The 22,857-nt window shown below is 45.3% G+C and carries 13 protein-coding genes; 10 read left to right on the forward strand and 3 right to left on the reverse strand.

Annotated features, from left to right (window positions below):
- Positions 1–23 precede the first annotated feature (23 nt).
- On the reverse strand, positions 24–1,220 hold the full coding sequence (locus tag RA086_RS01645) for a DUF2075 domain-containing protein (protein WP_308702192.1): 1,197 nt from the start codon (positions 1,218–1,220) through the stop codon (positions 24–26).
- 109 nt (positions 1,221–1,329) lie between these two features.
- Here RA086_RS01645 and RA086_RS01650 point away from each other — a divergent pair, with 109 nt between their 5' ends.
- From RA086_RS01650 to RA086_RS01660, 3 genes are all read left to right on the forward strand, one after another.
- Positions 1,330–1,794 (forward strand): RrF2 family transcriptional regulator, encoded by a 465-nt coding sequence (locus RA086_RS01650; RefSeq protein WP_308702193.1) that lies wholly within the window; start codon positions 1,330–1,332, stop codon positions 1,792–1,794.
- Between the two features lie 155 nt (positions 1,795–1,949).
- Positions 1,950–2,270 carry a hypothetical protein gene (locus tag RA086_RS01655; RefSeq protein ID WP_308702194.1) on the forward strand — a complete coding sequence of 107 codons (321 nt, stop codon included), beginning with the start codon at positions 1,950–1,952 and terminating at the stop codon, positions 2,268–2,270.
- Positions 2,271–2,368: 98 nt separating this feature from the next.
- Positions 2,369–2,905 carry an acetyl-CoA carboxylase biotin carboxyl carrier protein gene (locus tag RA086_RS01660; protein WP_308702195.1) on the forward strand — a complete coding sequence of 179 codons (537 nt, stop codon included), beginning with the start codon at positions 2,369–2,371 and terminating at the stop codon, positions 2,903–2,905.
- A 194-nt stretch (positions 2,906–3,099) separates the two neighbouring features.
- On the opposite strand, the gene RA086_RS01665 is transcribed toward RA086_RS01660, so the two are convergent.
- Entirely contained in the window at positions 3,100–4,146 is a 1,047-nt protein-coding gene (locus tag RA086_RS01665) for an SDR family oxidoreductase (protein ID WP_308702196.1), read from the reverse strand.
- A 116-nt stretch (positions 4,147–4,262) separates the two neighbouring features.
- Between RA086_RS01665 and RA086_RS01670 the strand changes: the two genes are divergently transcribed.
- The 7 genes from RA086_RS01670 to RA086_RS01700 all read left to right on the forward strand — a co-directional run bounded on the left by RA086_RS01670 (position 4,263) and on the right by RA086_RS01700 (position 19,307).
- Positions 4,263–4,850, forward strand: a complete 588-nt coding sequence (locus RA086_RS01670; protein ID WP_308702197.1) for a TetR/AcrR family transcriptional regulator — start codon at positions 4,263–4,265, stop codon at positions 4,848–4,850.
- Positions 4,851–5,534: 684 nt separating this feature from the next.
- Positions 5,535–13,451: a KxYKxGKxW signal peptide domain-containing protein gene (locus tag RA086_RS01675; protein ID WP_308702198.1), complete on the forward strand. Its 7,917-nt coding sequence runs from the start codon at positions 5,535–5,537 to the stop codon at positions 13,449–13,451.
- Positions 13,452–13,667: 216 nt separating this feature from the next.
- Positions 13,668–15,290: a glycosyl transferase family 1 gene (locus RA086_RS01680; protein ID WP_308704393.1), complete on the forward strand. Its 1,623-nt coding sequence runs from the start codon at positions 13,668–13,670 to the stop codon at positions 15,288–15,290.
- A 27-nt stretch (positions 15,291–15,317) separates the two neighbouring features.
- Positions 15,318–16,823 carry an accessory Sec system glycosyltransferase Asp1 gene (gene asp1 / locus RA086_RS01685; protein ID WP_308702199.1) on the forward strand — a complete coding sequence of 502 codons (1,506 nt, stop codon included), beginning with the start codon at positions 15,318–15,320 and terminating at the stop codon, positions 16,821–16,823.
- A gap of 11 nt (positions 16,824–16,834) precedes the next feature.
- A complete protein-coding gene (locus RA086_RS01690; RefSeq protein WP_308702200.1) occupies positions 16,835–18,361 on the forward strand; it encodes a glycosyltransferase family 4 protein in 1,527 nt (508 codons plus the stop codon).
- A 28-nt stretch (positions 18,362–18,389) separates the two neighbouring features.
- A complete protein-coding gene (locus RA086_RS01695) occupies positions 18,390–18,587 on the forward strand; it encodes a hypothetical protein (RefSeq protein WP_308702201.1) in 198 nt (65 codons plus the stop codon).
- Between the two features lie 174 nt (positions 18,588–18,761).
- The gene (locus tag RA086_RS01700; RefSeq protein WP_308702202.1) at positions 18,762–19,307 is read left to right on the forward strand and encodes a hypothetical protein; all 546 of its coding nucleotides are present in this window, start codon (positions 18,762–18,764) and stop codon (positions 19,305–19,307) included.
- A 65-nt stretch (positions 19,308–19,372) separates the two neighbouring features.
- On the opposite strand, the gene RA086_RS01705 is transcribed toward RA086_RS01700, so the two are convergent.
- The gene (locus RA086_RS01705; protein WP_308702203.1) at positions 19,373–22,576 is read right to left on the reverse strand and encodes a CapA family protein; all 3,204 of its coding nucleotides are present in this window, start codon (positions 22,574–22,576) and stop codon (positions 19,373–19,375) included.
- Positions 22,577–22,857 lie beyond the last annotated feature (281 nt).

Consider the following 22,857-nt stretch of genomic DNA (forward strand, 5'->3'; position numbering starts at 1 on the left):
CCTCCTCTTACAATTATGGTTAATTATAACGCTAATAACCGTTGACGTAGTGCGGGGTCGACCGCATATAAATAAAGCCCATAGCGGCCACGCTTCATGAGGACGTTGATCGAATTGAAGATAAGTTGTGACTTCAACGGGTCCAACTGACCGAGATCATCGCGTTTTTTGAAAGCTTCCTGATCTTCGTAACGCTCAGGGTGAACGACGATGGTGTCGGTGGCGGCATCATAACCAACGGATGGCCCAAGAATGACGCCGGCATAGTTCAGATCAAAGCCTTGAATGGTGTAGATTGATCCCACTTCATCCAAGGTCTCTGGTCGCAGTGCCCAAGGATCATCCGTCAAATTCACTTTATCCCACGGTAATTTAAGTTGACCAGCCGTCACGTACCAAGTGCCATGATTGACCACGTACGGGAAATCAGCGGTGGCAATCATGCGCGACAGCTGGACTTGCTGATCACGTTGGCGGATAAGATCATACATGGGTTGACCATCGGCAAAAATTCGAAAGTCGAATTTGGGGTCATGTGGTTTGGGCAACAGTCGGCCTTGGGTAAACTGATCGATCCAATTGACGACCTGAGCATTCCCCGTGACGCGAAATTGTTCATCTAAGTTAAACGTTTGATGCGGGTATTGGGCTAAAAATGGCTGTAAGTCACTCGCTTGCCAGTAGCTTTTCAGTTTTAACACTTGATGGGTATCAAAGACTAACACCACGACACGACTATGCTTGATAATCTCGGCCAGTTGATTATGACCCGTGAATTTATTATAGCGATCCGGCTGGGTCAGGAGTAAGTGCGCCTCATCAATAAAGACGACGTCAGCTGGTTCGGTCGTTTTAGCCAGCCGATTGATAAGTGGTGTGGGCTTTTGAAAGTCTTTTTTGCGCAAGTCTGGTTCGTCACCGGCCAGTCGCTTATAAATCTTTAGCATTTCGTTATGGTTAACAACGAGATAGTTATGGGTTCCTTGCAAGTCGTTGGGTGTTTGACTCCGACTCAACGCTTGCAGTCGACTGAAGGCCGCCGCTAAAACGGCACTTTTACCAGTGCCGGCATCGCCGTGAATGACAAAAAGCCCCGTTTTCGGCTGGGTGCGGTGCTCGCGAATAAAGGTTAGTAAAGTTTGTTCCAATTGTTGTTGTGCAGGTGACAAAGCAGCTTGATCTGCTAGTTTGAAGGTCGCCGCACTGAGTTCAGTTGTCATAAAAAGCCTCCTGAGCGCATTATAACGTAACTTGAAAGCTAATTGAAATGATAATAGTTACAGCTGGTGGTAAACTAGAGTTAATTCATGGATTGCGGGAGAGATTATTATGAAACTTGATTTTTCAGTGGCGGTGCACAGTTTATTATATTTGGATGCGCATCGGCCTAATAAGGTATCCAGCCGGGAACTGGCGCTATCGTTACATTTAAACCCCGTGATGATTCGTAATATTTTATCGGTTTTACATAAGCAAGGGTATTTGATTGGGACCGTCGGCAAGAATGGCGGTTACCAACTTGAAAAAGACTTAGCTGAAATGAACCTAGGCGATCTGTACGATCTGACGATTCCGCCAACGATTAGCTACGCGCGCTTCATTACCGGTCATTCAGAGACGGATGATGAAGCGGAGCAGTCCCCAATTGCCGCCAATATTAGTGAGACGTTAACGGATTTATTTACCGTCGCCGATCGTCAATATCGGGCGTACTACCATCAATTTACGATGGCTGATTTGCAACAGGATATTCAACATCATGGCTACTTTTTGAACAAAGAACGTGGTTTATAATCTTAAGAAAAACGACTAACTTGTTTTCAAATTAAGGTGACGACAGTTAAGAACCTTAATTTCAAACCGGTTGGTCGTTTACTATTGTCAGCGTCCACAGCTGATGTTATCTTTTGTGACGTAGGATGTTGCAATAAGTTAAAGGGGGACTGGCAATGAAACCACGTTTAGTATTAATCCATGAGGCGGGCCGTTATCGTGAGTTGTCAGAACAGCGTTATTGGTTAGAATCGACTGATTTTTGGGGTGTTGATGGCCGTGGTGACACAATTAATGAAGCTATCGGCAATTTCTTGACGAATCTAATCCAGTATTGTCATGATTATTATCAACGTGATCTTTGGCAGCTGGATAATCGGCTGATGCAACTGGATCACGTCGATGCGGTCTTAGCCTATGCAACTGCTGGTAAATCACCGGCGCCATTATTTTCATTTAAACTAGCGGCAACCGCGCGCGACTTGGCTTCAGCGTAATGTTGAGAAAATCTTAATCAAGGCTTCACATTTCCACAACAATCCTGCGCTACACTTAGCGCTATAATAATAGTTGTAAATTATTGGAGGGTTGTTTGATGGATTTAAAGCAAGTTTATCAATTAATGGATAAGTTTGAACAGAGTAATTTAACCAATTTTGAATATCGTGATCAAGACTTTGAAATTCAAATGGGTAAAAAAGGTCATGGCAAACCAGTTGTGACGACTCAGCCAACACCTATGCCGAATGTTCCCGCAGCCAGTGCGGCACCAGTCGCGCCAACGCCCGAACCAGTGAGTACCCCGGCTGTTTCGGCAGCGGCGCCAACACCGGTTAGCACACCAGCTCTAGCACCAACCGAAGTAACCATTGATCCAGCGGACTGCATTACGGCGCCCGTGGTTGGGATCTTCTATCAGGCCCATTCATCAGAAGAAGCACCATACGTCAGCGTTGGTGATCAAGTGAGCGTGGGTCAACAAGTTGGGCTGATCCAAGCGATGCAAATGATGCGGCCGGTAGTTGCGAAGCAAGCTGGGCAAGTTAAAGCCTTACTCGTCAAGAATGGTGATGAAGTTAATTTTGGGCAACCATTGATTCAATTAGTTCCTGATGAGCCCAGTGAGATCTAAAACAAGTTTAAGCAATAGCGTTTGGAACAAGAGTCAAAAAGAGACTTGCAGGATAACTGCAAGTCTTTTCTAATATTAGCGTCGAAATGTGCGTGAAAAGACAGTTTATGCCGCTGATTCCACGTTGATGCTCGTAAACTAACCGCCTTTGGGCTCGTTCTCGTTTTTAATCACTGAAATTAAGTCATTTAGGTTTATTGCCTTTTAGGAGCAGTGACGATTCCTAAATCAATCATCGACTGCGCCGTTGCGATAATGGCTGTGGCAGCGGAGCGGGGGTGCCAATCTAATTCGGTAACGGCTTTATGGTTACTGGTTTCGGCATAAGTCCCCACTAGTCCCGCTACCATTTTTAAGTAGGGCTTAGTCATCGCGGCTACCTTAACGGCAATGTTAGGTAATTCTTTGGTTGGCAACTGATTGGCAAACGCGGGAAAGTGGGCGCGTAAAATAGCTGCGACGTCCAACATAGATAAAGTCTCTCCCGTGGTTGCTAAGAAACGTTCACCTTTGGCTTGTGGTTGAGTCATTGCTAAGAGGTGCAAACTAGCTACGTCGCGGACATCAACGTAACCCGAGTCAACTTTGGGAACGGATTTGATTTTTCCGGTCAGCAAGTCTTCGATTTGAATGTTAGAGTGGGAATAATCGTTGGCTAAAACGGGTCCCATCACACCAACGGGATTAACGCTGGCTAACTCTAACCCACGGCCGTCTTTTTGGATGAATTCCCATGCCGCTTGTTCCGACAGTGTTTTGGATTTTTGATACGGATGAATATTTTTGGCTGATAGGTCAGACCAATCCGCTTCTGTGTATGGTGTGGTTCGATTGGGGTGACCTGCAAAGATGGCACCGTAAGCAGAGGTTAAGACGACCCGTTTAACGTTCGCGTTGCGGGCCGCTTTTAAGACCCGTAAAACACCATCAACAGCTGGACGAATCATCTCGTCTTCATTTTTGAAGTTCAGCGTGGGCGTCGGTGAAGCGACTTGCATCACGTAGGTGGCACCTTGCATAACCTGATCCCAATTCTGATTGGAGGTGAGGTCGGCGGAAACGACTTCTAAGTCGGTGAAATCAGAAACCCCGCCGGTTGTTAACATTTGGTGGATTAAAGCCACTTTCTTTAGTGAACGGACAGTGGTGCGGACCGCGTAACCTTGTTGTAGCAATTGTAAAATGATATGGACCGCAATAAAACCACTACCACCAGTAACGACAACTAATTGTTTTTTCATAAATTAAGCCTCCAAATTTTTCGTTACACTTGTAACGTCTGTGGAAACATCCTACAATGAAATTAATCGGCAAACAAGTCAATTGCGGGCATCTGTGACAAATGGGAGGAATTGTAATGGCAGCGACAAATCACGCACAGTCAATCAAGCAGGATTCAAGAGATTATTTAACGACGGCACTGTTACAACTATTGGAAACAAAAGATTTAAATGTGATTACCGTCACACAAGTTGTAAAGCGTGCCGGGGTCAGTCGGATGGCGTTTTATCGGAACTTTGAAACCCTCGACGACGTGTTAGTAGGATACTTTCGACCGGCGATTGCGAGTCGGTTTAACGACGTCTTGACTGGAGTCGCACACGACGATAAGCTGACGGCAATGGATCAGTTCTTTGTAAACTTTGCGGCGACAATGCGTTTGGCAGTGGACCGAGGTTTTGAACACATTATCCGTCAGATTTTTAACGAAAATATGGTAGCGTTTTACCGTCAAAATATGCATTGGCAGGGGATTAGTCAGACACAGCAACGTTACTGGACTCAATTTATGAGCGCCGGAGTGTATGCAATTTGGCGGGAGTGGTTATTGGGTGGCCAGCAGGAAACGTTGAACGAAGTGCACGACTTAATTGCTACTTTTCAGCATGCGACCATGGCGGCGTTGATGACAGTATCAAAAGAGCGCAAATATGGAGATGGCTAACAAGGAATCGTCATCTCTGTGTGTACATAAGTTTACAAAAGGGTAGTTCTGGGAAATCGGCTGATTTCTCAGAACTACCCTTTTTGAGGCGAGTCAGGGGTTTGCCTCAGACTCGCCTATTTTTGAATAAAGTGTGAAGCTTGTGACGAAAATATGAAGAACGTTTTATTTAGAAATAATTTTATTTGAAATAAACTGTTGTGAACAGCTTATCAACAAATCAACTTTAACCAATACCAGTTGCTTATAAACTGATTCAGTCAGTTATGAAACAAAATGAAATAATTTAGTGAAGTGGTGGTTAACATGAGTTAATCAACATGGCCTGTTGGTGATCAAAATATTGTTGAAACATTGAATTAAAGGGATTAGCAATCATGGAAATAGCCAACAATGTTCGTTTCATTAAACCTGTTAATCAGTCTTATTAGCATATTATTTATATATAATATTCAAAAATAAATTGCACGATTATTAATACAACGGCCTAAATATGCTCAGTTGGATTATCAAATAATTGATGTATTATGAGGTTTGCGAAAATGATTAACAATGTTAACTTGGAACGTCAGTCACCATAAAATACCGTTAACAATTTGACGATAACCGGTAACAATTGGCAATCTACTTCGTTAGTAATCTAAATAATCAATGTTTTTTGAAATCTAGAAAGAAGGCATCATCGTGAAGTTTTTACAGAATAAGGCGTTTAAGGGTGACCCTAAACTGCGCTACAAAATGTTTAAGGTTGGTCGGACTTGGGTCTTTATGACTATGGCATCCTTTGCCTTGACCGGAAGCATGCTTGTCTCACATGCGGATACTGCAGCACAAGCCGATACCACCAGTACGGTGACCGCTTCCAGCAGCTCCAGTAGTTCAGATAGCAGTTCTGCCAGTACCGAAGCAACAGACTATGCCGCCGCAGCAACCTTAGCTGCCAGCACTGCTAGCAGCTCTGAAGCCAGCAGTTCAGCGACTAGCAGTTCAAACGCAAGTAGCTCGGCGTCAAGTACTGCGACTGATACTAGTTCTGAAGCCAGCAGTTCAGCTTCAAGTACTGCGACTGATACTAGCTCTGAAGCCAGCAGTTCAGCTTCGAGCACTGCGACCGATAGTAGTTCGGCTGCAAGTAGTACAGCATCAAGCACTGCGACCAATACCAGCTCTGAAGCCAGCACCAGCAGTTCAGCATCGAGCACTGCGACTAATAGTAGCTCAGCTACAAGTAGTACAGCCTCAAGTACTGCAAGTCAGAGTAGTGAAGCTAGCAGTACTGCAACGAACCGTGAAACTGGGCCTAGCAGTTTAGCGGACCTGACTTCAACAGCCGCTGCCACGACTAACGCTACGATCACGGCAGTTCAGGCTTATGAAGCCTCAACCGATTCTAATAATACGGATAGTACAGCCGCTAATGCTGCCGCTTCATCCGCAACTTTGGCCTCATCATACGCCTCAGAAGCCAGTTCGTATGCTAACTTAGTGAACACTTTAGAGACACAAAATGCGTTAAGTGCGGCTTCAAGTGCCTATCAAGCCGCGTTAAATAGTGCTGCACTAGCTAATCATTATAATAGTTTAGCGAATATGTATTTGAATGCGAACGAAGATGGTGTTGGTTCAGTAGCCGGCAATGCGATTGATTATGCCGCTGCTTCAACTGCGGCTGCTTCAGCGGCAGCTGCGGCGAGTTCGTATGCCGTAATTGCCTCATCGGCAACAGATACGGCCAAAACTGCCGCAACTTCTGGCATGGTTAGCTTAGCAAGTAGTACTTATGCCGCTGCCAGTTCAGCCGCAACGGCCGCAACTAGTGCCGCCAATGCCGCGACTGAAGCTGCCAACAGTGCTTATCTTGCTATGCAGTATGACAAGAATAATGCAACGGTTTCTTCAGCCTACGCGGTTGCGAGTGGGGCAGCTGTGACGGCATCGACTGCGGCATCAGCTGCAGTAGCTGCCGCAACCGTTGCTTCGTCGGCTTACTTAGCAGCCGTTGATGCTGCCACGGCTAATGATTACACGGCCGGTAGTACGGCTTATTCAGTAGCAACCGATCAAATGAATACTGCCATTAGCAATAATTCTGCAGTGGCCGCTGCCAATGAAACGGCTCAGTCGTCAGCGACTTATGCTAATTCGACGGCAATTTCTGATGCAGCTTCTTCGGCGGCAAATGATACGACCAGTGCTAGTTCATCAGTGACTGATGCGACAACTGCTGCGAGTGATGCGGCGACTTACACCGGTACCCAAGCGTCACCTAAAGAAGCTAATTCATTAGCTCGGGTAGCGGCATCAGCTGCGGCCGAGGCAGCAAGTTATGCTGCAACAGCACAAACTAACGCCACGTTGGCTAAAGAATTTAGTAATGATGTTTCAGGCGAACAATCAACTAATTCGGGGGCCTCATCGACCTTAACAACTAGTACTGAAACCGTTACGGTGGGTGGTAATGCTAAAGTTGTTGGATCAGTTGAAGCAGTTAACGGTTCTGGCGCTTTGGCAATCCAGTACAAGATCAGTACCGCAACTTATGTTTGGTACGTTTCAACGGATGGTAAGACTTGGACCCAAATTGATAGCGATGGGACAGCTTATTTATCTTATGCGATGAGCGAAGCTGGAACTTATTATTTCCAAGCGACCGTTTCTGGTAAAAAGACTTATTTATTGAGCTCACAAAATTATACGGCTTCATCAGATGTGATCACGATTGTCGTGACTGATCCGAATGGGTCTTACGATGAACAAGCTAGCAGTTCAGCCAGTTTAGCAAATAGCTATGCCTCAGGAGCGAGTTCTAATGCCGATTTGGCTAGCAGCGCGATTTCAGCGGCAAGTTCTAGTGCGAATTTAAGTGGATCATTAGCGAGTTATTACGCTAGTCAAGCCAATTCAGCTTATAACAATGCCAGCTCGTATGCCCAATTAGCTTCGGGTGCAGCAAGTGCTGCGCAAGTGTCCTCTGACCAAGTTGCTGGTTATGAAACAACGGGTGACTATGTTACGGCCAGTTCCTACGCTACTGCGGCGGCCAGCTATGCGGCTGCGGCGAGTTCATATGCCGCATTAGGTAGCACGGCTACGTCAGCAGCATTAAGTGCCATCACTGAATCATTGAATCAAGCTGTTGATGAAGATGGTGGGACTGAAGCGGGAGATTACTTGGCTTCAAGCTATGCGAATGCCGCTTCTTCTGCGGCGGCCGCGGCTCAAAAACAAGCATCGCTGGCTTCTTCACATGCCAATGATGCAGCTAACGCTTATACTTCAGGCGCTAATTTTAATGCGGGGACCGATGACTATTCAACGGCCGCTAGTTCAGCTGCTTATGCCGCAAGTTCGTATGCTGCGTACGCCGCGAATGCCTCAAGTTTAGCCAACTCTTATGCGGCTAACGGCGATTACGCTAATGCTGCGCGACAACAAAGCTATGCTTCATTGGGCTTGTCCTTAGCAACGGAACAATTGACCGCCGCGACCAGTGCAGCCGCAGCGTTGACCGCAACCATTGTTAATACGGAAACGACTTACTATAATTCAGTCGCTCAAGATGCACTGAATGCCGCTTCCGATGCTTCTTCTGCGGCCGCCATCGCGAGCTCAACGGCAAATTCAATTGCTTCAGCGACAACTAGCAACACAGCGTTAGGATCATCTTATGTTTCAGCAACCCAGAATCACGCGACCGATGCTGCAAGTGCGGCGGCGGAAGCGAATGCGTCAGCCTCAATGGCGACAAGTTACATGACTTTAGCTTCAAGTGCAGTTGCAGCGGGTAATTTTGCGGATGCCAGTTCGTATGTCAACCTGGCTAGCACGGCGACCGATGATGCGACTTCTTATGCAGCAGCTGCCAATTCAGCAGCAAGTGCTGGGACTGACGCCGCGACCAGTGCAGTGGCTTATTCAAATGACTTATCTAATCCAAAATATAGTGAAGCCGGCGATGCTAGCAGTATTTGGGGCATTGTTGTTTCCGGTGGCTTTACCACTCAGCCAGCTGCAGTGACGTCAACGAAGTCTGGTAACACTATTACTTTATCAGTCGCTTCAGCAACTGGGTTAGGCGCAATCAATACTGGGAGCAAGACGTCTTGGTATGTACAAGTTAATGGTACTTGGATGTCAGTGGCTGATGCGGTTACGGCGGGTTATTTAACGAGTCAATCCGCTACTGGTAGTAATAAAGCTGCCTCAAATAACAGTACTTTGACGGCAACCATTGCCAGTGATTTTACTGGGACGATGATTTTCCAAGCCTACACGCAGTATGGCAATCTTGGCGCCTATCTATTTTATAACTGGGGTAGTAATTTAGCCGAAGTCGATGTGTACGACAGTGATATTCCAGCGACCGATATTTCCGTCAATGGGAATGACTATATTGTCTTACCAACTGATGGCTCAGGCGATTCAGATGTTACCGGTCAATATACGGCAACGACGAACCCTGATAACGCGACGGGTGAAATAACTTGGTCAAGTAGTAATACCAATGTTGCGACCGTTGATGGTACTGGGTTAGTCACGGCGGTTGGTAATGGGACGACCACGATTACGGTAACGATTACGAATGCGGATGGTTCCACTTACTCATCATCGAAAACTATTACAGTGGGTAATGGCTTAAGCGACAAAGAAGTTTCAACTGGTGATGATTTAACTTGGGTTCCAGAAGGCAACACCACTAGTTCTGATTCTGATGCAACGTATCAATGGTATTATTCTGCGACTGCCGATGGGACTGGAACAGCCCTTGATGGTCAAACTAACTCATACTTGGATCTTAAAAATATTACTTTGGGTCAATCAGGCTATTACTATTTAGTTGTGACGGAAAGTGTCACCACCGATGGGACAACCAGCACGCAAACAATTACGCTTGGCCGTGCTTATTTAACCGTTGATGCCACCCAAACCTCAGCTGCTAGTTCAGCCGCTAGTGAAGCTGCGGATCACGCCAGTGCTGCTGACTCGTATGGTGAAATTGCTAGTTCTTATGCGGATGTGGCAAGTCAATATACCAATCAAAGCTCTAGCTCAGCATCGTATGCTGCCGAAGCAGCGACTGCCGCCAGTGAAGCTGCCGACGCTGCTAGCGAAGCAAATTCAGCTGAGGCTGCTGCAAGTACTGCGGCGGCGAATGCGGATTCAGCTGAAGCAGCCAATGATAATTCAGCCGCTTCGAGCCATGCTCAAGCTGCTAAAGAAGCTGCCTCAGCTGCCTCGTCAGCTAAAAAGAAAGCATCAAGTGCTGCTGATAAGGCAGGATATTATGCCGCTTTAGCTGCGGGTGATCAGTCTGATACCGATACAGACGCTGATTCAGATACTGATTCAGATACTGATACCGATACCGATACCGATACCGATACCGATACCGATACCGATACCGATACCGATACCGATACCGATACCGATACTGATACCGATACCGATACTGATACCGACACTGATACCGATACTGATACGGATACTGATACTGATACCGACACGGACTCAGATACCGATACCGATACCGATACTGACACTGACACTGACACGGATACCGATTCAGATACTGACACCGATACGGATACCGATACCGATACCGATACGGATACCGATACCGATACGGATACCGATACGGATACCGATACCGATACGGATACAGATACAGATACAGATACAGATACAGATACAGATACAGATACAGATACAGATACAGATACAGATACAGATACAGATACAGATTCAGATACTGACACGGACACCGACACGGATACAGATACAGATACTGACACGGATACCGATACGGATACTGATACGGATACTGACTCAGATACAGATACTGACACGGATACAGATACAGATACTGACACGGATACAGATACAGATACCGACACGGATACGGATACGGATTCAGACACAGATACCGACACGGATACTGACACGGATACGGATACGGACACGGATACGGACACTGATACCGATACCGACACGGATACGGATACCGACACTGATACCGATTCAGACACGGATACGGATACTGATTCAGATACTGACACGGATACGGATACCGACACGGATACGGATACAGATACCGACACGGATACCGATACCGATACCGATACCGATACGGACACGGACACGGATACCGATACCGATACGGATACCGACACCGACACGGATACGGATACAGACACGGATACGGATACAGACACGGATACGGATACCGATACGGACACGGATACGGATACGGATACCGATACGGACACCGATACTGATACCGATACGGACACGGACACGGATACCGATACAGACACGGACTCAGATACCGATACGGATACTGATACGGACACAGATACGGATACGGATACGGATACTGATACTGATACGGATACTGACACGGATACCGATACTGACACGGATACCGATACTGACACGGACACAGATACGGATACGGATACCGACACGGATACTGATACCGATACGGATACTGATACTGATACCGATACCGATACGGATACTGACACTGACTCAGATACGGATACCGACACAGATACCGATTCAGACACGGATACTGATACTGATACCGATTCAGACACGGATACCGATACGGATACCGACACGGATACTGACACTGATACCGATTCAGATACTGATACGGATACCGATTCAGACACAGATACGGATACTGACACTGACACTGACTCAGATACGGATACTGACACGGACACAGATACGGATACTGACACTGACACTGACTCAGATACGGATACTGACACCGATACCGATACCGATACAGATACCGACACGGACACGGATACTGATACCGATTCAGACACTGATACGGATACAGACACGGATACAGATACCGATTCAGATACGGATACGGACTCAGATACCGATACCGACACTGATACCGATACTGACACCGATACGGATACCGATACTGACACGGATACTGATACGGACACAGATACGGACACGGATACCGATACTGATACGGACACCGATACTGACACAGATACGGACACCGACACTGATACTGATACCGATTCAGATACTGACACGGATACTGACACGGATACTGACACAGATACTGATACTGATACCGATTCAGATACTGACACGGACACTGATACCGATACTGACACGGATACCGATACCGATACGGATACCGACACAGATACTGACTCAGATACCGACACAGATACGGATTCAGATACCGACACAGATACTGATACCGATTCAGACACGGATACTGATACGGATACCGACACGGATACTGACACGGATACTGATACTGACACGGATACTGATACGGATACCGACACGGATACTGATACTGACACGGATACCGATACTGACACCGACACGGATACCGATACTGATACGGATACCGACACGGATACTGATACTGACACGGATACTGATACTGACACGGATACTGATACGGATACGGATACCGACACGGATACTGATACCGATTCAGACACGGATACAGATACTGACACTGATACGGATACCGACACGGATACCGATACCGATACTGATACGGATACGGATACCGATACGGACTCAGATACGGACACAGATACCGACACCGATACGGATACGGATACCGATACGGATACCGATTCAGATACGGACACGGATACCGACACGGATACCGATACGGACTCAGATACGGACACGGATACGGATACGGATACAGATACTGACACGGATACTGACACGGATACCGATTCAGATACTGACACGGATACCGATACCGACACGGACTCAGATACCGATACGGACACAGATACTGATACGGATACGGACACGGACTCAGATACGGATACTGACACGGATACTGATACTGACTCAGATACTGATACGGATACTGATACGGATACTGACACGGATACTGATACGGACACAGATACGGACACCGATACAGACACAGATACCGATACAGACACAGATACGGATACCGATTCAGATACCGACACTGATACCGATACCGACACCGATACTGACTCAGATACCGATTCAGATACCGATACCGATTCAGATACAGATACCGACACTGATACCGATTCAGATACGGACACTGATACCGATACTGATACTGATACCGATACGGACACAGATACTGATACCGATACGGACACAGATACAGACACGGATACTGACTCAGATACCGATACGGATACTGACTCGGACACAGACACCAATACCGACACGGACTCTGATTCCGATGGAGATACGATCAATACTGGTGACTCGGACAATGGGTCAAATGGTAATGGCGGTTCTAACAGTGGTTCTGGTTCAGAATCTGCTGGTGACGCAATCAATTCAGGCAATCAAAGCAATGGGGCCAATAGTAGTACCAATAATGGTACGGCTACAACCACTGCGGTGTCCGCTGATGATACGACGACTGCGGCTGATCAGTTAACCAGCAATAGCAAGAGTCAACTTGGAGCGACGAACAACTTGCCACAAACTAATGAGGCTAGTGCTAATCCAGCGACAGTTGCTGGTGCAGTCTTGCTAGGACTTAGCAGTTTAGCAGCTTTGCTTGGTCGAGCTTTCAAGAAAGAAGATCAACCAAAATAGATCAATTTATTGCCGAGATAGTGCTGAAACAGTTCTAGTTAAACTATCTTCAAAATAAAATCTCAAAACATTAATAATTTTATAGATGTTTTGACACATAAGTTAATCGTTTAGGTGGTAAATTGTAGTTAGCCGTCAGAGCGGGGGATGCCCCGTTCTGGCATACATACGGGATAAACCAAAAAAGGGAAAGGTGTGAATGTTCAGTTGCAACGAATGGCAATTAATCAATTGAAACAATCAGTCAGAAAGCTAGGGGATTTAGACGATCCGAGTACGCAAACGGTCACCTTGGTTTTATCGGTATCTGATCGGCGTCAACGTGCGAAAGTCGACTTTATTCGCCAGCCAACCTTTAGCGCGGCTTGGCAAATAGTAGCAGCAACCTTGGCGAAAACAGCTCAAAATGCCTGGGTTCGTATTGAAGTCGTGCAGGCTATCCAGAAATTATCACGCCCGCAGTTTGAAGCACGGTTAGCCAAAGTGGCGCGAATGAATTATTGGCGAGATGGGATTAGTTTTGATGCTGATTTTAGGACGGCTTTACTGGAAATGGAGATTAATGGGCAAGCCATGTTCCGACCGAGCAAGAGTCATCGAATTGGTCGGAACTCGGCTAAAGCTTGGGTCGACTATGACCGGGTGGTGCCGTATTTAAAACGACGAGACGGTGAGTTAGCGGTGGACGTAACTAAAATGGCATCGATTTGGACTTTTACAACGGCTGGAATTTTCACAACTGGTGGTCAGATTTGGCCGTTAGCGACTACGGAGACTTGTGCTAAGGGAATTCGCGTTTTAGCCGATCCGGAGGCTGAAATCAAACAAACTATTGATGACGGCGAGCGTTTTTTGATCAATCAGTTGAAACCAACCGGTGAATTCATTTATGGCTATTTTCCAAGTCGTCAACGGGTGTTAACTGGCTACAACTGTGTCCGTCATTTTTCTTCATTATATGCGTTACTAGAGGCTATTGAATTTACGGATCGAACAGCAGACTACGCCAAAATCAAACAAGCGATTCAGTGGGGCTTAGAAAATGCCACGATCGTTGTTGATGACGCCATTTTTATCAATGATAATGGTGAATTAAAGCTCGGTGGTCAGGCGTTACTAATGTTGACACTGAGCAAATATCAGGCGGTGACTGGTGATGACACGTTCAAAGCGGTGCTAATGCAAGCCTTTCGTGGTGTGCCCCATTTTATTGGGACGGACGGTAAATTGGTCCATGTTTTGAATCCAGATTTAACTTTGAAGGCCGCTTACCGGATTATTTATTATGAAGGTGAAGTGGTCTTCGGCCTGGCAAGATTATATGAATTAACGAAGGATGATGACGTTTTAGCACTCGTTAAACAAATCTTGGACTTCATGGTTGCCAATGATTACGGCCGCTACCATGATCACTGGATCTCATATGCAATTAATGAGGCTTTACAGGTCTTTCCGGATAATCGTCAATATATGGCGCTGGGGTTAAAAAATGTTTTTATCCACCTGAAATTTATCGAAGAACGGGAAACGACCTATCCGACTTTACTAGAATTGTTGGATGCGGCCGTAAAAATGACGGATATGGTCAAAGCTAGCGGAAACGATGACTTGTTAGCGCCGTATAATTTGCGGCGGTTGCGACAAGCGCTGAAGTATCGTGCGGAATACGAAGTGACGACTGGGAGCTTCTTACCGGAAATTGCGATGTATCTCTATGCGCCATCGAAATTTATTGGGGGCTTTTATGCGCGACACGATAGTTTTAGAACTCGGATTGATGATTGTGAACACTTCCTATCCGGGCTAATTAATTATTATAATTATACTTATCGGCGTTGATTAAGTGCAGTCAGAGAGGAATTTATCATGATTTATTTTATTAATGAATATATTCTACCTAAAAATTCAAGTGTTGAGCATCGCGCAATTAAACGGGTGAAGTTATTTAATCACTATCACACGCCCGCTCAGATTGTGACTAAGGTCTACGATCGACTACAGCATCACACCCAAACGAGTTTTGATTTAACAGATGATCAACTCTTGAATATGTTTGATTATTTTCAAGAAGCAACAACTGTCCCGACTAAAGTCATGCATACGGAAGATCTGAATTTGCCACCAGAATATGCGGTCGAAGTCGGTTCGAACTTTAGCCGTGTCTTTGATGGGGATAATCTTGTTGAAAACGTCGGTTTTATTCCTGGCACGATTGGACGAGTCTTTTATCAGGAATTCCTAGATAACCAAGGTAACCGAGCCGCAACCGATCTTTGGGATTGGCGTGGCTTTAGGTCAGCAACGCAATATTTTGGTCAAGATGGCAATCTAACGATGGAACGCTATTACACGCCCACGGGTAAAATTGTGCTCGAACAATATTTTGTACCGGATACGGCGGGCAAGCCGTTAGCGTCGCGCGTGATTTTAAAAGACTATGCCGACAAAGCCGAACTTTTCTTCCAAAATCCGACTAAATTATTTAACTTTTTTATTGCGGAGTTAAGTCGCTGTGATCCTGATCAGACGACCTTTATTAGTGATCGTCCGGGAACCGGTGTTGAACCACTATTGGCCTTAAATGATGATTCCCAAAAATTCGTCATGGTGCCGGTTTACCATGCCAAAGATATTAATGATCCGCTCCATGCGCCGTTAGATGGCTTTTTACAGCCAGCATTTGATAATAGTCCACATTTTACGGGCTTTATCACGGATACGGCCAGTCAGCAGCGACACTTACAACAACGATTCAGTTCAATTGCAGTGACGACGATGCCAACCGTTGCGACGACCGCTTTGAAGCAATCCCATCTAGTCCCAATTACCGAGCGGCAGCGACAATTACTTTATGTTGGCCGATTAGCGCCCGATCGACAATTGGATCAATTGATTCGAGTGGTTGCCTTAGTACGTGATCAAATTCCGGACATCCAGTGTGATTTATATGGTTTCGGTGACCCCGATTATGTTAAGACACTAAACGAACTGATTACTTCATTGAAATTGACTAATCAGGTTCATTTGAAAGGTTATGATCCTCATTTGGCAGCGCACTATGATGATTATGAATTGCTTTTAAATACGGAACTTGTGAATGGTGGGCCGTTAGCGATGACAGAAGCGATGGCCCATGGGATTCCAGTCATTAGTTATCGCTTTAACTATGGTCCTCGCGATTTCATTAATGATGGGGTCGACGGTTTTATCGTGGCGGCCGGCGATCAATTGGCGATGAGCCAACGGATTTTAGCGTTGTTACAGCATCAAGATCAGCTGGCAACTTTTAGTGAAGCCGCCTTTAAACAAATTCATGAAAATCAGACCCATTTGAAAGTCTGGCATCGTTGGCAACGACTATTGGGACGCTAGGGGGCAAGTAAATGTATTATTTTTTAAATGATAACTTACAGTATTCAAAGTCTGGAATTGAGCAGGCAGAAATTAACCGATTACGGTTATTTAAGCAGCATCAACGTTCAGCAGCTATTGTCACACGAATTTTTTCAATGGAGCTTCATGCGGTCATGCACCAAGCGGCTTTAGACGATCAAGATGTCATCAACTTATTCGATTTCTTTTGTGGCAGTCAAACGGTTCCCACTAAACCGTTAATGCTTGCTGATTTTCAAGTGCCGGCCGATGCTATTAAAACGCGGAAGGATCGCCAAGTTCAAGTTGTTCAACAAGGCAAATTATTAATGGTGATTTATTTGCGCGGCCAAAGTGATGAAATTAGTAATGTTCAATATTTCGATGTGACTGGTAAAACGCTCAAAATGACTTGGTGGGATACCCGTGGCATGAAATGTTTGGAGCAGTTTTTCGATTGGACGGGTAAGATTGCTCAAGAAGCCTATTTTGGACCAGATGGCCAGATTCATCTCGAAAAACTGCACCTGTTGACTCATGCCGGTAAAGAACGGCTGACTTGGCGCGTCTTGAATTATCGTGGGAGCAGCTGGACCTTCAGTGGGCTGAACGGCCTAACTCGTTTCTTTTACGATGAATTGAATGCTAATGTCGATGACAATGTCTTTATTTGTGATCGAACGGTTGAGTGTGCCTGGGGCTTGTTCAATATGACCACGCCAGCGCACAAAGTTTTGCATTTGCACAATAACCACGTGGGGGATGCTGGCGATGTACGCTATGCGACCTTGAATAATAATTATGCCAACGCGCTCAATAATTGGGACCAATGGGATGCCGTGATCTCGGCCACGCCACAACAGTCTGAAGATGTCGCAGCGCGTTTTGGTAAGTCAATCCCATGTTTCACGATTCCAGTTGGCTATGTCACGGCGGCAACACTAGCCACGCCACACGTGCTATTTAACCAACGTCAATCTCATTTGATCGTTCAAGTGGCCCGGCTCGCGCCAGAAAAACAGCAGAATCATTCAATTGAAGCCTTTCAACAAGTGATTCGCCAATTTCCAGATGCTAAACTCGAATTATGGGGTTATGCCAACGGGGATACTGAGAAGGCGCTACGGCAGCAAGTTAAAGCCGCTCATTTGGAAGATTCAGTCTTGTTTAAGGGATATACGACAGACGTCAACGCGGTCTACAATCGCGCTCAAATTGGGCTGTTACCTAGTCGTGCAGAAGGCTTTTCATTGATGTTATTGGAAGCACAAGCGCACGGCCTACCCATGGTTGCCAACGATGTTAAATATGGGCCAAGTGACATTATTCAAGACGGTGTTAGTGGTATTTTGACGACAGATGGCAATATTCAGCAATTGGCGGATGCGATGTTGGAATTATTGAGTCATCAAGATAAATTGGCTGAATTCAGTGCTCAGGCCTATGAGAATGCGACCCGTTATTCGGAGGATGCTGTTTATCAGCAGTGGCAGGATTTACTGACGTATTTTGAGCATGAGCCGGTGACAGCCAAATAATTATTGCTGATAGAAAGTGAGGCAGAACATGCTGATTGTTGCGACCATTTATGCGAGTTTGAAATTGGCAATGCGGTTGGTTATTTATACCGTGTTGGGTGGTTTAGTCATCATTGTCCGGCATCATAATCGTAAGAAGTCACGTCGCGAGATGGACAAAGATACTGAAAAATTTGTTGCTAAGACCAAAAAGGATTCCCGCGGAAAATATCCTTGGGAGCCATAAAAAAATATAAGAAGCGGTCACTTGATAACGTCTCTGGTTATCAGGTGACCGCTTTATAGTTGGGCTGTTTTAAAAAAAACTTTTTTCAAAAAAATGGAATCCATAGCTAAATGCGTACTTAATATTATCGTGGGTAAAACTCATGAAGCACTATTTAGATAGGAGAGTCTGAGATTGAAAAGGTTTAGTTTAGGGTTATTGTTTCTCATGGTAAGTGCTGTGGCGCTTGCTGGTTGTAGCGTCGACGAACAAACTAGCGAATCAGCAGAGTCATCAAGCGAGCAAGTGTCAACTTCGTCAGAGTCTTCGGATGCAGAGTCAGATAAGGTTGAAGCCGACGTCACAGAAAGCTCCAGTGACGTCAGTTCAGACAGCGAAAGTGAATCCACTGAGTCGTCGGATTCAACAATGGCTTCAACGAGTAACGCTGAAGTTTCAGGCACTAATGAACAGTCCAAGTCGGATACGGCACCAACGACTGCGACCAGTGCATCAACAGTTCATCCAGCACAGACAACTGGACAAAGTAGTCAAGCTGTTCCTAATAATAAAGTTTCAACGGCTGGTGACACACGAGTTTGGGGCGATCAACATACTATGCGATACTATACGCCAGCACAAAATTATCGCGGCTTTCGACCACGGCATGCTGTGCCATTCGATAGTGAAAGCGCAGCCCAAGCGGCAGGTTATCAAAAATCAACTCGTCGGGCACGATAGATCAGTTAAAATAAACGGACCTATGATTGAATCTTGAGATCAATCATAGGTCCGTTTATTTTAACTCAGAACGAAAGCTTAACTGCATTCAAACCAGCTAATTTAGTTGTGGCATACTGTCTGCCGAAAACGTTGGCGGCTTCTTTGAAATCTTCATCATTGACGAAATCTGGTTGCCAAAATGTTTCGCGGTTGTTCGCATAAAATGGGCACAGGTACAACTCGCCTTTTGCTAAATTAAGTCGAACCGTTGCGCCATAAGCTAAACAACCCCGTTTGACAAATTCACCATTATTGTTAAAGACCCCATTGCCGATACTGTAAACAACTGGCGCATGCCCGATAAATTTAAGTGGTTGTAAGATGTGAGGACCGTGCCCAATAATTAAGTCAGCCCCAGCGTTGACTAGCCTTTCAGCGGTCGCCTGTTGGGCTGGTAGGATGCTTTCGTGAAAGTCGTTACCCCAATGGGCACTGACAATTATTTTAGCCTGCGGATGTTGCCGTCTGTAGGCTCGCACATCTTCCCAAACTAAGGTGTCCAGACAGTTCACACCTGCACTGGTCGTTTTTGCGTAGAAATCAAATAAATTATAGGCCGGATTGCGGTACCAGTAGCCATTGAATAGCGCCGTCTTTTGACCATCATACTCAAATTCAATCAAGCGGCGACTGTCTGCTTGATCAATCCCAGCACCAATCGTTGAAATGTCAGCTTGATGGAAGGCAGTCACGGTATTGATTAAAGCTGTCGCACCAGCATCTTTGGCATGATTGTTTCCTAGCATAGCCAAGTTAAAATGTCGCTTCTTTAATTCTTGAATGGTGGGTTCAACTTTTGCATCTAACACGAACGGTTTGATGCCGGTTAAGGCACTAGGGCCTTCTGAAAAAACGGCTTCAAAGTTGAAAATGTTATAGGCAGATTCAGTGAAGAATGGTCCGAGCTTTTCAAAGGAATAGCCATAACCGTACTTTTGTAGCGCATCGTCAATTTGCCGCCGTTGCCGTGCTCGGGTGTACATCTCGCCAAAGTAAGTATCGCTGAGCAAGTTAACAACGGGTTGTTCCAACTTAATTGTCTTCAATGGCGCAGTTGCAGTGGTTGCGGCTAGACCACCGTCAATTAGTGTTTCAATTTTAGCGTCAATATAGCTGATGTGAGGCGCATTAATAAAAGCAATGAAATGTCTGCCAGTCTGGTTATTAAAGAAAATCAAACCGTTAGTTTCTGATGGCCCAAAGAAAATGGAACCATAAACTTTGCCAGTCTTTAAAAGTTGTGAGCGCTTTTGGTAACTTTTAAGGCTATTCATTGGTTGTGCCCGCTGAAGACTTAGGAGACTCAAGAATTCATTGGGGAGTTTGATATAAGCTGAGCCGATCTTTTCCAAATCACTTAAATAGGTCCGTTGCGCGAAACGAGTCGGACGACCCGTAATATTCACTAGTGCTTGATCGGATAGGCCAAGTTGCTGGGCTTTTTTTCGTAGTCCAAGCGCTGCAGCACGATTACCACCAAAGAGATGTTCTGCTAAGTTAATGATGACGTCAGGTGCTGGGGCGACAATGGCCAAGCTCAGTAAGGTCAACAGGGTTTGTGATTCGCCAATAGTTAAGCCAATTTTATTGACACTACGATCTTTAGCTAAGTCTTGCGTGATCTTAACTAAATCGGTCAGGTTGATTTTCCGATAAGTCAGTCGTTCTAAGCATTCTAAAACAACTAGTAAACGGCCGACGCCATTGAGAGTGTAGGCAGTCTTGCTAGGAGCAATTTCTGAAATTGCGACTTCATCGTCATGATTGGCAAAATAATCAGCGTGGCTGACAAGTCGACGACCAATACGACGAATATTGGAATTACGACTAGAACCTTTAATGAAAACCACCGTATCAGCCGTTAAATGCGTTATTAATGATTTGATTAAGGCATCCATGTTCGTAAATTGGCCGGCAAACAAGTGCGGTGCAAATTCAGTCGCGACTTGATCAATTTCTGGTCCAAAGGTATAGACTTGATCAAATTGACTCTGATTGAATTTCGTTACTAATTGTCCGTAAACTTGAGACGCTTGCTTTTCCAAATTAATAATTCGGCCGGCGATGAAGATTTTTTTAGTACCAGGAGCAACTGGATAATTTTGGGCGTAGTCCATAAAGTTAGTCATGGATAGTAATTCGGCATTATGGGTATCATCGACAATCGTTAGCTCGTGCTGATTGACGCGTACTTTTTGAGAGACTTTTTTCGCCATAGCCTGACAAATTGCACTGAAAGCAGTCAAAGTAGTGTCATCTAGGGCACCAACAAGTAAGTGATAGGTGGCTAAAGCACCAATGATGTTGCTAATCAGGCCTTCATCAAAACCAGCGACCGCTAGTTTTGCCACAATGCGATTTTGGTAAGTTACGGTTAAAAGGCTGTTTGAATCAATTTTCCCGACGAAATCACACTGGTCTGTTAAGCCATAGGTCACGAGGTCAGTCGTGTAACGCTGAGCATCGGTTAAGACTTCATCAATATTAGCGATTTCACCATTGATTAGAAAAGGTCGACCTGGTTTTAAGCCGTAAGCAAGCCGTGTTTTAAAATCGGCCATTTGGTGTTCGTCGTAACCTTTTTGACCCACCCCAACTTGCGTTAAAATGGCAAAATCAAGTTTTATATCCTCAACAACACCGACATGTTGTTTGCCATACCACAGGGACGCCACGGCAATTTCCAAAACGTTGTATTCAGCGCCACTATTGTTTAAAATAGAAACTTTTGAAGACGTGCGTGAATTATGATTTGCAGGCGTTTCACGAGTGGTTGTTTTCATTGATAACAGTGCAGAGACTAATTCTTTCATGGTACTTTTGCCAACAGTTCCAGTAATGCCGATGTTTTTACTGATGGCACGTTGATTGACGATTTTGAATAGCTTGACCATTGCTGCATAAGGATCTTCAACCTGTAATTGCGGGACATCCGCAGCAACCGGATGTTGCACGATGGCCATCTTTAATAAGTTTTGAAACTGACTGACCTTGGCATGAGAATCTGGAAAGGTGGTCGCGTAAACACCTGTATTTTTCGTGCCGCGTTGCCAAGTGGGCAAGTCCATCGCAAACCATAAGTTAGCTTTTTCTTTATGTAATAATTCGCCTGAATAGATGGCATAGTGTTCAATTAGGTCGTGATCATCGGTTGGTTCAACTACCCAGTGACCATCTAAAATTTCGGCAATTTCGTGGATGCTTAGAAGGTTAGCTTGGTTCGTCATTGTATGAGTCTCCTTGGTTAAGTTTAAGTGGTGCCCTATGTTCATCAAGGCAGCCTGAATAAAAATATTTTTATATGCCCTTACTATAGCGGTAATTGTTTCAGTTTGAAACTGATTGCATTCGTTAATTATTAGTAACGTTAATTTGTTAGAAACCCTTTTATTGGATATAAAAAAATCTTCCTGAAGTAACCAAGCATTGATGCCGCTTGGTTTCCTGAGGAAGAGTATGACTAAATTTACAAGCTTAATTGAGAGATACTTCATTAGAACAGCAACAA

Origin of the sequence: Lactiplantibacillus brownii (genome assembly GCF_031085375.1) — a bacterium.
GTDB lineage: Bacteria > Bacillota > Bacilli > Lactobacillales > Lactobacillaceae > Lactiplantibacillus > Lactiplantibacillus brownii.